We start from the raw sequence: 13,300 nt of genomic DNA on the forward strand, positions 1-13,300 counted from the left end.
ACATCCGGGAGTGATGGATACATGCTCGCACGCGTCGTGCATTTGCTGCCCGCGGAGTTGAAAACGCTGCTGGAGCGCCTTCCAGAACAAATGCAGGAGCAGCTTGAGGAAATCCGGATCCGGGAAGGCAGGCCGCTCGAGGTCGGATTTCGGGGAATGTCCAGATTCATGACGATCGATGGGAATTTAAGGCAGACGGCAGACGGGGCGTACAAGCCTTCGGCGGATACATGCCGGAAGCTTCTCGAAAGAATTACGAACTATTCGCTTTACGCCATGGAGGAGGAATTGCGCAGGGGCTTCATCACCGTGTCCGGCGGCCACCGGATCGGGCTCGCCGGGCGGACGATTCTCGAAGGCGGCGCGGTGAGGGGGATCCGGGATATCGGCGCTTTCAATATCCGGGTGGCGCGGGAAGTGATCGGCGCCAGCGCCCTTCTGCTGCCGAAGCTGATCGACCGTGCAAGGAAGACGCTGCATTCGACGCTTATTCTCGCGCCGCCGCAGCAGGGCAAGACGACGCTTGTGCGCGATATGGCCCGAACGGTCAGCTACGGGTTATGGCCGGGCTACGAGGCAAGCGGCTGGCCGGGGCGAAAAGTCGGCATCGTGGACGAGCGTTCGGAAATCGCCGCCTGCGTGCGCGGCATACCGACGTTCGACGTCGGCCCGCGAACCGACGTGATGGATGCCTGCCCGAAAGCGGAAGGCATGATGATGCTGCTCCGGTCGATGTCGCCCGAGGTGCTGGTCGCCGACGAGATCGGACGGCCGGAGGACGGCGAAGCGATCCGGGAGGCGAGCCATGCGGGCGTCAGCGTCGTCGCTACCGCCCACGCCTACGATTTGCAGGACGCGAGAGGGCGGCCCGTGCTGCGCAAGCTGCTGGACGACGGGGCATTCACCCACGTTGTCGAGCTTAAACGTACCGAGCAGGGCGTCATGCACCGCGTCGTATCGGCAGAGACGCAGGGCCGGCCGGCACCCCGCGACTTGCCGCCTTCGCAGCGGGCGGGGGAAGGTCCGGTTCACGTCTCGATCGGCAGGCAGCGAGCTGATGACCCGTGATCAAGCTGCTTGGGGCGGTGCTGATCCTGTTCGCCGGCGCGATGATCGGCTTTCAGCAGGCGGCCGGATACGCCGAGCGCCCCCGCCAGCTGCGCCAGCTCGCGCATGCCTTGCAGCGGCTCGAGACGGAAATCGGGTACGGGCACACCCCGCTCCCGGAAGCGCTGGAGCGAACGGCAGCCGCCGCGCCGGAGCCGATCGCTTCGATCTTCGGCAAAGCCGCGACCGGAATATGGGAGACCGAGAGCTTCACGTTCCGCGAAAGCTGGGAGCAGGCGGTCAAAGCGCAATGGGGAGCCACGTCGATGCGAGGCGGCGAGCAGGCCGTGCTTATCCGGCTTGGCTCGACGCTCGGAATTAGCGACAAGGAAGACCAGATGAAGCATATACGACTGGCTTTGCAGCAGCTGAAGGCAGAGGAGGACGCAGCGAGAGACGATCAAGCGCGTTACGAGAAAATGTGGAAAAGTCTCGGGATACTGATCGCTGTGCTGATCGTCATTTTGATGGTGTAATGGGGTGCCGCACAGATGAACATGGATGTGAGCGCCATTTTCCAAATCGCCGGAATCGGAATCATCATCGCGATGATTCACTCGGTTCTCAAGCAAATGGGAAAGGAAGATATGGCGCATTGGGTAACGGTTATCGGATTCGTCGTCGTATTGTTTATGGTCGTTAGGCTCCTCAACGATTTGTTTCAGGAAATCAAAACGATCTTTTTGTTTCAGTAGGCGTCTGCTTAAAGGACGTGCAAGCAAGCGGGTGAGCGCAGTGGAAATCATTCAAATCGTCGGTCTCGGCCTGTTGGCTACCGTACTCATACTTGTCGTCCGGGAGCAGAAGCCGATGTTCGCTTTTCTGCTTGCCGTCTTTACGGGTCTGTTCATCTTCCTGTATCTGATCGGCAAAATCGAAGTGATTATTTCGGTGCTGGAAGACTTGGCCAATCGGTCGGGCATTCCTTCCATCTACTTGAAGACGATTTTGAAAATTATCGGAATCGCTTATATTGCGGAATTCGGCGCGCAAATCGTGAGAGACGCCGGACAAGAAAGCATCGCCTCAAAAATCGAATTCGCCGGCAAAGTGTTCATACTCGTCATGGCCGTACCGATCATCAGCGTCATCGTCGAGACCGTTATCGGACTGCTGCCGGCCGGGAGCTGACGCGCATGATAAATCCCGCTTTCGCACGCGACGGGGTGAAGCTGGCGCTTTTCCTTCTCGTATCGGCCTTCCTGCTCGCCTTCGCGCCGAACGACGGCCATGCGTTCGCTTCGGCCGCGGAAGACCCGGCCGCCGGCGGCCGGGACAGGCAGGAAGAGCTGACCAAGGAGCTCACGAGCGACCAAATCGGCAGTCTGGACACGGACGCCGTCGAGTCCTACTGGCAGAAGCTGAGCAGCGAATACGGCGGATTTTTTCCCGAGCAGCGCGTGCCGAGCTTCATCGAAATGATCATGCCGGGCGGCGACGGGCTGAAGCTGACGGATATGCTGAAGGGCTTGCTCAAATATTTTTGGCACGAGGTGCTTTACAACGGCAAGCTGCTCGTCACGATCGTCATGCTGACCGTATTCAGCATGGTGCTGGAGACGCTGCAAAACGCCTTCGAGCGGAACGCCGTCAGCAAGGTCGCCTACTCGATTACGTACATGGTGCTGATCATTATCGCGGTCAACAGCTTTAACGTCGCGATCGGCTACGCCAAGGGCGCGATCGAGAGCATGATCGAATTCATGCTGGCCATGGTGCCCCTGCTGCTTACGCTTCTTGCTTCAATGGGCAACGTCGTGACGGTATCCGTTCTCCATCCGCTCATCATCTTCATGATCCATGCCGTCGGAACGCTGATTTACACGCTCGTGTTCCCGCTCCTGTTCTTCTCGGCTGTGCTTCATATCGCGAGCGCGCTGTCGGAGAAGTTCAAGGTCACGCAGCTGGCGAATTTGCTCCGCACGATCGCGGTCGGCGTCATGGGCGTGCTCATCACCATCTTCCTCGGCGTCATCTCCGTCCAAGGGGTGACGGGGGCGGTGACGGACGGCATCACGCTGAAGACGGCCAAATACGTGACGGGCAATTTCGTACCCGTCGTCGGGCGGATGTTCTCGGACGCCGCGGATACGGTCATATCGGCTTCGATGCTGGCCAAAAACGCGATCGGGATTGCCGGCGTAATCGTCTTGTTGTTCATCAGCGCGTTTCCCGCCATCAAAATTTTAACGCTCGCGCTTATTTACAACGTTTCGGCGGCGGTCATGCAGCCGCTCGGCGATTCGCCGATCGTTACTTGCCTGTCGACGATCGGGAAGACGATGATTTACGTCTTCGCGGCGCTGGCGGCCGTCAGCCTCATGTTTTTCCTGGCGGTCACGATCATTTTGACGGCGGGCAACGCGGCCCTGATGGTGAGATAAGGAAAGGGGCGAGAACAATTGGTCGGATGGTTAGGCGACTGGCTGAGAGACATTATCGCGGTAATCCTGCTGGCGGTATTCGTCGAGCTGCTGCTCCCGAACAAAGCCATGCTTCGGTACGCCAGACTGGTTATCGGCTTGTTCATCCTGCTGACGATTCTCTCGCCGATTCTGAAGCTGCTTCAAAGCGACGTAAGCGCCAGACTGGACGGCATTGACGGGCTGTGGAGCGAGACTGCGATGATGCGCGAGGTGCCGATGACGGGACTTGGCCAAATCCGCCGGGACGCGGAGCAGTTGAGCGAGAAGCGGAACCTCGAGGCGGCCGGGCTCGCGGAGAAGACGCTCGAGGACGCGATGAAGAACGAGCTGACGCAGCGGGGCGGCGCCCCTGTCGAGAGCGTGGACGCCTCGCTGAAGTGGGTCGACCAGTCCGGCGTCCGGACGCCGTATATTAGCCAAGTCGTCGTTACGCTCAAGGCCGCCGGGAAGGAAGAAGGCGGCGAAGGGGAGGGCGAGGCGACGGTGGAAGAGGTGGAGCCGGTAAGCGTTATGGTCGACGTGGAGGGCGCCGGGGGAGAAGCGTCGCGGGAAGCGGGCGCGGAAGAACCGGCGGGCGAGGCGGGAAGGGCCGATGAGCCGCCGGGAGAGTCCGGCCGGTGGACGAGGGCCGATCCGGCGACGGCCGCGGCGATCGGCTCGATTATTGCGCGGGGCTGGGGCGTCGGCGAAGAGCAAATCGTCGTAAGGTTGCCCGCGGGTCGTGAGGCTACGCATTAAATGCTGGAACGGAGAGGAGGAACGGCGCGGTGTCCAAATGGCTGAACGGTTTGGAATCGGCATTCGGCGGCGGTCCCGGCGGACCGAAGCGGGTACGAACGCTGCGAATATTGCTGATCGTCGGAGGGATTGGCGCGGCGCTGATGATTATGAATTCATTCTTGACGTACAAGGAAGTCGGCACGTCGGCGCAGGATCCGAATCCGCCGCCGCAGGCCGAGCCGGCATGGGGCGGCGCGAGCGCGGATACGTCTCCGTTCGCGGCCATCGAACATCCGCTGGAGATGAGGCTGAAGGAAATATTGGAGAAAATCGTCGGCGTCGGCACGGTCGACGTGCTGGTCACGGTCGATTCGACGGAGGAGATCGTCGTGAAGGAGAACGAGCAGGAGTCGCAGCAGACCACGGACGAGAACGATAAAAACGGCGGACGCCGGCATATTACGTCGATCACCAGGGACGGGCAGGTCGTGCTGTACGAAGTGGCGGGCGACCAGAAGCCGATCGTGACCAAAACGATCAACCCGCGCATCCGCGGCATTCTCATCGTCGCCAAGGGAGCGGAGAACGCGACGGTCAGGCGCCTCATCGTGAACGCGGTGGAGAAGGGCGTCAGCGTTCCGGTCAACCGGATATCCGTCGTGCCAAGCAAGCAATAACCAAAAAATTACGAAATCGGGGAGGGTGTTCGCATGAACACGAAAAGACAAACGGTATGGCTCGTATCGATGCTTAGTTTGATGGTGGTGCTGTCGGCTTACTACCTATTCACGCAGGACATGGAATCGCCGGAAGTGCTCACGGACGGCACGCAGACCGAGCAAGGGGCGCAGAACGCGACGGAAGCTTCCGCGGAAGGAGACGGGCTCGTCGTGAACGAAGTGGAGCAGCCAGGCGGCGAAGGGACGGCAATCAGCGAAGCGGAACAAAAAATTCTGGATCAAGTGGAAGAGCAGGGACTGGCGTCGGGAGGCATCTTCAGCGAACTGCTGGCCAAGCGCGAAATGGAGAACGCCGAAGCGGAGAACCGCATCATGGCGGCCATCTCCCAGACGCAGAGCAAGGAAGAGGAAGCCGTTGCCGCGGCAGCGGAGCTCGAGCAGCTCGAAGACAAGAACGCGAGAATTACGAACCTGGAATCCGAGCTCATGAAATCGTACGAGATGGCGCTCGTCGCCGAGGAAGGCGACCGCCTCAAAGTTGTCGTGACCAGCGAAAAGCTTGAGAAGAAGCAGGCCGCAGACATCATCAAGCTCGTCATGAGCACGATGGAAGTGGACGCGAACCAAGTATCCGTCCAATACGTGCCGTAATCAGGCCCCGCCCGCAGCGCGGCGCCGTCCGGAAAGCCCCTGTCCCCCGGCTCCGCCGCCGTGGAAGACAGGGGCTTCTTTGGCAGCCGGGGAGGGCTGCCCGCAAAAAATGATTCGTGTTCAGGCTTGTTTATGTTATAATGTTAAACGTTATGTGAAAGAAATGGATAGATTGGGTTCAGAGAACAGCCTGAACGGCCCCGACGGGCATTGTTGCTATCGCAAATTTAAGGAGTGAAAATATTCATGTTCAAACTGAGCGAGATTAAAGAATTGATCAAGCTGGTCGATCAAACTTCCGTTCATGAGCTGGAAATCGAAAACGAAGGGACTCGTCTGCTTATCCGCAAGCCCGGCAAAACCGAAGTGGTGAACGTGCAAGCGGCGCCCGTTACGCATACATACTCGCCTGCGCCTCTGGCCGCACCGGCCGCGCAGCCGGCCGCGGGAGCGGTTACGCAAGCCCCGGCGGCCGATGCCGCGCCGCCAAGTCCTGCCGCGGACAACCTGCACCAGATCGTATCGCCTATGGTAGGGACCTTCTACAGCGCTCCATCGCCGGACGCTCCGTCCTTCGTCAAGGTCGGCGACCGCGTGAACGAGAAGAGCGTCGTCTGCATTCTCGAAGCGATGAAGCTGATGAACGAGCTTGAAGCCGAGGTTCGCGGCGAAATCGTCGAAATTCTCGTATCGAACGGCCAGCTCGTGGAATACGGCCAGCCGTTGTTCCTGGTTAAGCCGGAATAAGCGGCCGCTTGGCTTAGCTTCAACAGGGAAACTGACGATTGAAAGGGGTTCCTACGTGAAATTTCACAAAATATTAATCGCGAATCGCGGCGAAATCGCGGTCAGAATCATTCGCGCCTGCCGCGAGCTCGGCATCGGCACGGTCGCCGTCTATTCCGAAGCGGACCGGGACTCGCTGCATGTCCGGTTAGCCGACGAAGCGTACTGCATCGGGCCGACCGCCTCCAAGGACAGTTATTTGAATTTGACGAATATTATGAGCGTCGCGACGATCACCGAGTGCGACGCCATCCATCCCGGCTACGGCTTCCTGGCCGAGAACGCCGACTTTGCGGAAATATGCGAGTCCTGCAACATTACGTTCATCGGCCCGTCTCCGGAAGCGATCGGCAAGATGGGCGACAAAGCGGTAGCCAAGATGACGATGCAATCGGCCGACGTGCCGATCATCCCGGGTTCCGACGGTCTCATCGAGAGCATGGAGGAAGCCGTCCGCGTCGCCCGCGGGATCGGCTATCCGGTCATTATCAAGGCGACTGCCGGCGGCGGCGGCAAGGGCATCCGCATCGCCGAGGACGAGGAATCGCTCGTGCAGCAAATCACGACCGCCCAGCAGGAAGCGCAGAAGGCGTTCGGCAACGCCGGCGTCTATTTGGAGAAGTACTTGACGGGAATGAAGCACGTGGAAATCCAGATCATGGCCGACAAGCACGGCAACGCCGTCCATCTGTTCGAGCGCGATTGCTCCGTGCAGCGCAGGCGGCAGAAGCTGGTGGAGGAAGCGCCTTGCGCCGTTTTGACGCCGGAGCTGCGCGAGAGGATGGGGCAAGCCGCCGTCCGCGCGGCGCTCGCCGTGAACTATTCGGGCGCGGGAACGCTCGAGTTTCTGCTCGGACCGGACGGCAACTTCTACTTCATGGAAATGAATACGAGAATCCAGGTCGAGCATCCGGTTACCGAGATGATCACGAACGTCGATCTGATCAAGGAAATGATCTCGGTCGCGGAGGGCAATCCGCTTTCGTTCTCGCAGCGCGATTTGAAGATTAACGGCTGGTCCATCGAATGCCGGATCAACGCGGAAGATTCCGAGCGCAACTTCATGCCGTCGCCGGGACCGATCCCGTTCTACCTGCCGCCGGGCGGCGCGGGCGTGCGCGTCGACAGCGCGGTGTACCCGGGCTACACGATATCGCCGCATTACGATTCGATGATCGCGAAGCTGATCGTATGGGGAGCTACCCGCGAGGAAGCGATCGCCCGCATGAAGCGCGCGTTGTCCGAGTTCGCGATCGAAGGCATCCGGACGACGATTCCGTTCCATTTGAAGCTTCTCAATCATCCGAAATTCATTCAAGGAAACTTCGACATCAAGTTCCTTGAAGAACATGATATTAACGCACCCGAATAAAGTTCGGCGGCAAAATGTGAACAAGTTGTATCGTTTGTCATATTTCATGCCGAATGTTATAGTATATTAACAAGATGCGGTTAAAAATCCCGGCCGCGGAGCCGGGGGACGCGCAACTTTAAGGAGGTGTACAACCATCATGAGCATAATCGCTGCGGACTTTGAGAAAACGGATATGGGCACCATTCAGATCGCGCCCGAGGTCATCGAAGTGATCGCCGGACTCGCCGCGATTGAAGTGAAGGGCGTAGCCGGAATGAGCGGCGGATTTGCCGGAGGCATTGTTGAGCTTCTTGGCCGCAAAAATTTATCCAAAGGCGTCAAAGTCGAGGTCGGTCAGCGCGAAGCTGCGGTAGACGTCTCGATCATCGTCGAATACGGCAACCGGATTCCCGAAATCGCTTCGGAAATCCAGCGAAACGTGAAACGTTCGATCGAGATGATGACGGGTCTTCACGTCGTCGAAGTGAACGTACATATTCACGACGTGCATTTTAAAGCGGTAGATAAACCGGAGGAAGAAGAGCATCCGAACCGGGTAAAATAATCAAAAGTTCAACTGAATTCCGTACAACCCCCTCGTGAATGGGCATGCCGCTCGGCGCAAGGGGGTTTTCATTCGGCTTCACAGGAGGAGGCAATACGTTTGGTTAAAGTCGCGGACAAGCTGCTTTTGTTTTTGTACAGCATTATAATCGGATGCCTATCCGTCTTCCTGCTCATCGTAGGCTTCGGAGGAATATCGATCGGTCTTATGAACGATCTGATCGGCGATTTATACCGGCTGGATTCGCTGCAAATTACGACCGCGGTGCTCGGCTTCGTCCTGTTCGTATTAAGCCTGCGGTTTTTCATCGTGTCGCTGCAGCGCGGCTCGGCTTCCGCTCCATCCATCGACCAAAGAACCGACTTCGGCGATATCCGTATTTCTCTTGAGACGATTGAAAATTTGGCGCTGAAAGCCGCTTCCCGCCAACGCGGAGTCAAGGACCTGCGCGCGCGCATCCGCGCGACCGACGCGGGACTCGACATCGTGATCCGCGCTGTCGTAGACGGCGAGAGCTCCATCCCCGTACTGACCGAAGAGATTCAGAAGGCCGTCAAAGAACATATTGAAGACATTGCCGGCATACCGGTCACCCATGTTTCGGTTTATGTGGCGAACATCATCCAAACGGGAACGTTTAAGAGTCGCGTGGAATAGAGGTGGGCTTACTGATGTGGAGGGAGTTCCTGGCGGTTTACGGAAAGCGCGCGGCCGGCGCGGCGACGGGATTGTTTTTCGGCCTGCTATACTTGTTTGTCGGTTTTTGGGATATGCTTTTTGTAGGGCTGCTAGTTTCGATCGGTTATTGGGTCGGCCTGCAAAAAGAACTGAACAACGGGCCTATCTTTCCGTGGCAGCGGATTTGGCACTCGCTGCTCGAAAGGTTTCGACCATTTAAATGATCCTGTGGTCTCCTCCGTACTCCGTATTCCGGATTGCCGCTTATTCGGGGCAGGGAGGAGATCATAGGATTTTTTGAAAAGCGTGGAACGCATCAAAGAAAGCATTCAATTCAATCGGCAATCATGCTGCCGCGGAGGTCATATGAAACGTAGATTAGCACGTGAAATCGCTGTTGCGAGCTTATATCAAATGGAAATGAACGAGGTGTCGGCGCAGGAAGCGGTCGATATGCTGATGGACGAGCTTCGCCAGGACAACGAAATCGGCGGGGATCCGGCCGAGATCGGCAGCACGGACGAATTCGTGCGCGAGCTCGTATTCGGCGTCCTCGAGAGGAAGCAGGCGATCGACGGCATGCTGCAGCAGTTTTTGACGGGGTGGCAGGTAGACCGGTTGTCGCGCGTCGACCGTCAGGTGCTGCGTCTTGCCTGCTACGAGATGGTATTTCGCGACGACGTTCCGCCGAAAGCGGCGATCAACGAAGCGATCGAGCTTGCGAAGCACTTCGGCACCGAGGAATCGGGCAAGTTCGTTAACGGCGTGCTGGGCAAGCTGCTGCTTGGCATTAACGAGCTGAAATCATAATCCTTGCGACGCAACCATACATTCATCCGATACCAAAAAGGAGACATAAGCCATGAGCGCACAAATCATCGAAGGAAAAAAAATATCCGATCGGATTCGCGGCGAGTTGATCGCGGAGACGGAAGCGCTTAAAGCGAAAGGAATCGTTCCCGGCCTTGCGGTCGTTCTCGTCGGAGAGGACCCGGCCTCGAAAGTATACGTCGGCTCGAAGGAGAAGGCATGCCAGCAGCTCGGCTTCTATTCCGAGGTGCACCGCCTGCCATCCGAGACGGGCGAAGGGGAGCTGCTCGCCCTCATCGACCGGTTGAACAAGCACGACTCGATTAACGGGATTCTCGTGCAATTGCCGCTCCCGAAGCATATTAACGAGAAAGCGGTCATCGATGCGATCGCGGTGACCAAGGACGTCGACGGCTTCCATCCGGAAAGCGTCGGCAATCTCGTCATCGGTGACGACAGCCTGCTGCCTTGCACGCCTGCCGGCGTCATCGAGCTCATTAAACGGAGCGGCGTCGATATTTCGGGCAAACATGCGGTGGTGATCGGCAGAAGCAATATTGTAGGCAAGCCGGTTGCGATGCTGCTGCTCCGCGAGAACGCGACGGTAACGGTATGCCACTCGAGAACGGCGAATATGGAGGAGCTGGCAAAGCAAGCGGACATTCTCGTCGTTGCAATCGGCAAGGCGAAAGCGATCGGCCGCAAATACGTGAAACCGGGCGCCGTCGTTATCGACGTCGGCATTAACCGTCTCCCCGACGGCAAGCTGGCCGGGGACGTCGATTACGAGGACTGCCTGGAGACGGCCGGCTACATCACTCCCGTTCCGGGCGGCGTAGGACCGATGACGATTACGATGCTGATGAAAAATACGATTACGGCGGCCAAGCGGGCAAACGGAATCAAGGAGTGACGTTCGGCATGGCGGAACAGCCGCGTATTTATTCCATAAAAGAGCTTAACCGATATATAAGGATGAAGATGGAGTCGGACAATCTGTTAAGCGACGTCTGGCTTCGGGGCGAAATTTCTAATTTCACTCACCACTCCAGCGGCCATATGTATTTCACGCTTAAGGATAGGGATAGCAAGATTAAGAGCATTATGTTCGCCTCCCATAATCAGCGTCTTCCCTTCATTCCGAAGGAAGGCGCGAAAGTGATCGCAAGAGGCAACGTGTCGGTGTACGAACGGGACGGCAATTATCAATTTTATGTAACGGCGATGCAGCCCGACGGCATCGGCAGCCTCTACCTCGCCTACGAGCAGCTGAAGGCAAAGCTCGAAGCGGAAGGCTTGTTCGCGGCTGCCCGCAAACGGCCGATACCGCGCTTCCCGCGCGCGATCGGCGTCATTACGTCCCCGACGGGAGCGGCCGTAAGGGATATAATCATTACGCTGCAGCGGCGATACCCGTCCATTCCGATTTTGATCTACCCGGTGCTCGTTCAGGGGGCGCAGGCGGCACCTTCCATCGTGAAGGCGATCGAATCGATGAACCGTTTCGCCGAAACCGACGTATTGATTGTTGGAAGAGGCGGCGGCTCGCTCGAGGAGCTTTGGGCATTCAATGAGGAGGCGGTCGCGCGCAGCATAGCCGGATCGGCCATTCCGGTCATCAGCGCCGTCGGCCACGAGACGGATTATACGATCGCCGACTTCGCGGCGGATTTGCGCGCGGCAACGCCGACGGCTGCCGCCGAGCTAGCCGTTCCGAATATCGCCGAGCTGAAGCAGCAGCTCCAGCGGCAGAAGCAAAGGATCGTCCAGAGCATGCGTTATCTCGTTCAGGACGAGAAAGAGAAGCTGAATCGAATCAGACGTTCTCCTTTTTTCATGCATCCTCGCAAATATTTGCTGGAACAGGCGCAAAGGCATGATCGGTTGAAGGAGCAGCTGGAGCGGCGGACGAGGATGATCGCGGAGAAAGGTTACTTGCGGATTTCCCGCCTGCGCGCTTCGCTTGCGGCCCATCATCCGGGAGAGAGAGCGGCATTCGCGGCGAAACGGCTGGAGAGCGCGAGCAATCGCCTTGAACAAGCGATGACGGCGGTCGTGAAGAATAAGAAGCAAACGCTTCACGGATCGATCAGGCAATTGGACGCCTTGAGTCCGCTTAAGGTAATGGCCCGCGGCTACAGCCTCGTGTACGACGAGCGGGAGAAGACGTTAATCAAGTCGATTGCCGAGGTGCGGCCCGGAGACGCCGTAACGGTAAAAGTAGCGGACGGCCAGCTCGACTGCCTTGTCCGATCATTGAAGGGAGAACGAAGCGATGGAAGCAACGAATAACGCGGAACTTACGTTCGAGCAGGCGATGGAACGGCTCGAATCGATCGTGACGAGGCTGGAGAACGGCGACGTCCCGCTGGAGACGGCGATCGAATTGTTCCAGGAAGGCATGAAGCTGTCTCAGCTGTGCGGAGGCAAGCTGGAACAGGTCGAACGGAAAATCGAGCTGTTGATCGAGTCGGAGAATGGGTTTCAGAAAAAACCGTTTGCGACGCCCGTAAACGAAGATAAAGGGGAATAAGCTTGAACGACGGGCTCGAAATAAAAGCATATTTAACTTCTTGCGCGGAGCTCACGGAAGCCGCGCTCAAGCAATCGCTTCCAGCCGGTTGGGATATGCCCGGACGACTTCGGGAAGCGATGCTCTACTCGCTCGAAGCGGGAGGCAAGAGGCTTCGCCCGGCGCTGGTATTGTCCGCCGCCGAAGCGGTATCCGGCCAAAAGTCGGCTTTCGACGCCGCTCTTCCGGTCGGCTGCGCCGTGGAGTACATTCATACGTATTCCTTGATCCACGATGATTTGCCGGCGATGGACAACGACGATTTCCGCAGAGGCAAGCCGACGAACCATAAAGTGTTCGGAGAAGCTATGGCGATTCTCGCGGGGGACGCGCTTCTGACGCATGCCTTCCATCTGATTGCGCGGGCCGGGCGTTCCGGTACCGTCTGCGCGGAAGCCGCGCTTGCCATCGTCGAGGATTTGTCCAGACTGGCCGGCGCTCCCGGGATGGTCGGCGGCCAGGCGGCCGACATGCTCGGCGAGCAGGGCATGACGTCCATTGGAGAGCTGGAATACATTCATCTTCACAAAACGAGCGACCTGATCGTATTCTCGGTGACGGCGGGAGGGCGCATCGGCGGTGCGTCTGCCGTGCAATTGGAGCTGCTGGCGAAATACGGCCGGAACATCGGGCTGGCCTTCCAGATTCAGGATGACATCCTGGATTTGATCGGCGACGAGATGAAGCTGGGCAAGAAGACGAACAGCGACGTCCAGCAGAATAAAGTCACCTATCCTTATTTGATCGGCATCGAAGCGAGCATGGCTCAAGTGGAGCGGCTTACGCAGGAAGCCAAATCCGCCGTCCTCGAAGCAGGCTTCGCCAAGCCGGACCGGCTGCTGGAAATCGCGGATTATCTCGTGCGCCGCGATCATTAGCGCGGGAAAGCGCCGCCGTATTTGTTGGGAAACAGTGATCGGTATGTTATACTAGGTAAAATGTTGCACTTGG

The 13,300-nt window shown here is 58.1% G+C and carries 18 protein-coding genes; all 18 read left to right on the forward strand.

All coding sequences use genetic code 11. The features are described from left to right. The first annotated feature begins 21 nt into the window (after nucleotides 1–21). Nucleotides 22–1,068: a stage III sporulation protein AA gene (gene spoIIIAA, locus IDH41_RS13235; RefSeq protein WP_190861753.1), complete on the forward strand. Its 1,047-nt coding sequence runs from the start codon at nucleotides 22–24 to the stop codon at nucleotides 1,066–1,068. Next, nucleotides 1,065–1,583 (forward strand): stage III sporulation protein SpoIIIAB, encoded by a 519-nt coding sequence (spoIIIAB, locus tag IDH41_RS13240; protein ID WP_190861755.1) that lies wholly within the window; start codon nucleotides 1,065–1,067, stop codon nucleotides 1,581–1,583. The genes spoIIIAA and spoIIIAB overlap by 4 nt, the downstream gene beginning before the upstream one ends. Before the next feature lie 15 nt (nucleotides 1,584–1,598). Beyond that, the gene (gene spoIIIAC, locus IDH41_RS13245) at nucleotides 1,599–1,802 is read left to right on the forward strand and encodes a stage III sporulation protein AC (protein WP_119799452.1); all 204 of its coding nucleotides are present in this window, start codon (nucleotides 1,599–1,601) and stop codon (nucleotides 1,800–1,802) included. A 40-nt stretch (nucleotides 1,803–1,842) separates the two neighbouring features. Then, nucleotides 1,843–2,238: a stage III sporulation protein AD gene (gene spoIIIAD / locus IDH41_RS13250; RefSeq protein ID WP_190861757.1), complete on the forward strand. Its 396-nt coding sequence runs from the start codon at nucleotides 1,843–1,845 to the stop codon at nucleotides 2,236–2,238. 5 nt (nucleotides 2,239–2,243) lie between these two features. Further along, nucleotides 2,244–3,491 (forward strand): stage III sporulation protein AE, encoded by a 1,248-nt coding sequence (gene spoIIIAE, locus IDH41_RS13255; protein WP_190861759.1) that lies wholly within the window; start codon nucleotides 2,244–2,246, stop codon nucleotides 3,489–3,491. Between the two features lie 18 nt (nucleotides 3,492–3,509). After that, on the forward strand, nucleotides 3,510–4,271 hold the full coding sequence (gene spoIIIAF, locus IDH41_RS13260; RefSeq protein WP_190861761.1) for a stage III sporulation protein AF: 762 nt from the start codon (nucleotides 3,510–3,512) through the stop codon (nucleotides 4,269–4,271). A 29-nt stretch (nucleotides 4,272–4,300) separates the two neighbouring features. Next, nucleotides 4,301–4,930, forward strand: coding sequence for a stage III sporulation protein AG (gene spoIIIAG / locus IDH41_RS13265; RefSeq protein ID WP_190861763.1), 630 nt, complete (start codon nucleotides 4,301–4,303; stop codon nucleotides 4,928–4,930). Nucleotides 4,931–4,963: 33 nt separating this feature from the next. After that, nucleotides 4,964–5,584 carry a SpoIIIAH-like family protein gene (locus tag IDH41_RS13270; RefSeq protein WP_190861765.1) on the forward strand — a complete coding sequence of 207 codons (621 nt, stop codon included), beginning with the start codon at nucleotides 4,964–4,966 and terminating at the stop codon, nucleotides 5,582–5,584. Between the two features lie 246 nt (nucleotides 5,585–5,830). Further along, nucleotides 5,831–6,331, forward strand: a complete 501-nt coding sequence (gene accB / locus IDH41_RS13275; protein ID WP_190861767.1) for an acetyl-CoA carboxylase biotin carboxyl carrier protein — start codon at nucleotides 5,831–5,833, stop codon at nucleotides 6,329–6,331. 55 nt (nucleotides 6,332–6,386) lie between these two features. After that, nucleotides 6,387–7,742: an acetyl-CoA carboxylase biotin carboxylase subunit gene (accC, locus tag IDH41_RS13280; protein ID WP_190861769.1), complete on the forward strand. Its 1,356-nt coding sequence runs from the start codon at nucleotides 6,387–6,389 to the stop codon at nucleotides 7,740–7,742. Between the two features lie 139 nt (nucleotides 7,743–7,881). Continuing rightward, entirely contained in the window at nucleotides 7,882–8,289 is a 408-nt protein-coding gene (locus tag IDH41_RS13285) for an Asp23/Gls24 family envelope stress response protein (RefSeq protein ID WP_190861771.1), read from the forward strand. Between the two features lie 99 nt (nucleotides 8,290–8,388). Then, a complete protein-coding gene (amaP, locus tag IDH41_RS13290) occupies nucleotides 8,389–8,946 on the forward strand; it encodes an alkaline shock response membrane anchor protein AmaP (RefSeq protein WP_190861773.1) in 558 nt (185 codons plus the stop codon). A gap of 2 nt (nucleotides 8,947–8,948) precedes the next feature. Beyond that, nucleotides 8,949–9,191 (forward strand): DUF2273 domain-containing protein, encoded by a 243-nt coding sequence (locus tag IDH41_RS13295; RefSeq protein WP_317890741.1) that lies wholly within the window; start codon nucleotides 8,949–8,951, stop codon nucleotides 9,189–9,191. A 142-nt stretch (nucleotides 9,192–9,333) separates the two neighbouring features. Further along, the gene (gene nusB, locus IDH41_RS13300) at nucleotides 9,334–9,777 is read left to right on the forward strand and encodes a transcription antitermination factor NusB (protein WP_190861775.1); all 444 of its coding nucleotides are present in this window, start codon (nucleotides 9,334–9,336) and stop codon (nucleotides 9,775–9,777) included. A gap of 52 nt (nucleotides 9,778–9,829) precedes the next feature. Then, a complete protein-coding gene (gene folD / locus IDH41_RS13305) occupies nucleotides 9,830–10,690 on the forward strand; it encodes a bifunctional methylenetetrahydrofolate dehydrogenase/methenyltetrahydrofolate cyclohydrolase FolD (protein WP_190861777.1) in 861 nt (286 codons plus the stop codon). An 8-nt stretch (nucleotides 10,691–10,698) separates the two neighbouring features. After that, on the forward strand, nucleotides 10,699–12,069 hold the full coding sequence (gene xseA, locus IDH41_RS13310) for an exodeoxyribonuclease VII large subunit (protein WP_190861779.1): 1,371 nt from the start codon (nucleotides 10,699–10,701) through the stop codon (nucleotides 12,067–12,069). After that, entirely contained in the window at nucleotides 12,053–12,310 is a 258-nt protein-coding gene (gene xseB / locus IDH41_RS13315; RefSeq protein ID WP_190861781.1) for an exodeoxyribonuclease VII small subunit, read from the forward strand. The genes xseA and xseB overlap by 17 nt, the downstream gene beginning before the upstream one ends. Nucleotides 12,311–12,312: 2 nt before the next feature. Continuing rightward, complete coding sequence (locus IDH41_RS13320; RefSeq protein WP_223829705.1) at nucleotides 12,313–13,227, forward strand: polyprenyl synthetase family protein; 915 nt, start codon at nucleotides 12,313–12,315, stop codon at nucleotides 13,225–13,227. Nucleotides 13,228–13,300: the final 73 nt, after the last annotated feature.

This window comes from Paenibacillus arenilitoris (genome assembly GCF_014705655.1).
Taxonomy (GTDB): Bacteria; Bacillota; Bacilli; order Paenibacillales; family Paenibacillaceae; genus Pristimantibacillus; species Pristimantibacillus arenilitoris.

Coding starts and splice junctions, on each gene's coding strand:
- IDH41_RS13270 (WP_190861765.1), top strand. CDS start 4,964: ATGAACACGAAAAGACAAACGGTATGGCTCGTATCGATGCTTAGTTTG.
- xseA (WP_190861779.1), top strand. CDS start 10,699: ATGGCGGAACAGCCGCGTATTTATTCCATAAAAGAGCTTAACCGATAT.
- accB (WP_190861767.1), top strand. CDS start 5,831: ATGTTCAAACTGAGCGAGATTAAAGAATTGATCAAGCTGGTCGATCAA.
- xseB (WP_190861781.1), top strand. CDS start 12,053: ATGGAAGCAACGAATAACGCGGAACTTACGTTCGAGCAGGCGATGGAA.
- folD (WP_190861777.1), top strand. CDS start 9,830: ATGAGCGCACAAATCATCGAAGGAAAAAAAATATCCGATCGGATTCGC.
- IDH41_RS13285 (WP_190861771.1), top strand. CDS start 7,882: ATGAGCATAATCGCTGCGGACTTTGAGAAAACGGATATGGGCACCATT.
- spoIIIAC (WP_119799452.1), top strand. CDS start 1,599: ATGAACATGGATGTGAGCGCCATTTTCCAAATCGCCGGAATCGGAATC.
- spoIIIAA (WP_190861753.1), top strand. CDS start 22: ATGCTCGCACGCGTCGTGCATTTGCTGCCCGCGGAGTTGAAAACGCTG.
- nusB (WP_190861775.1), top strand. CDS start 9,334: ATGAAACGTAGATTAGCACGTGAAATCGCTGTTGCGAGCTTATATCAA.
- spoIIIAE (WP_190861759.1), top strand. CDS start 2,244: ATGATAAATCCCGCTTTCGCACGCGACGGGGTGAAGCTGGCGCTTTTC.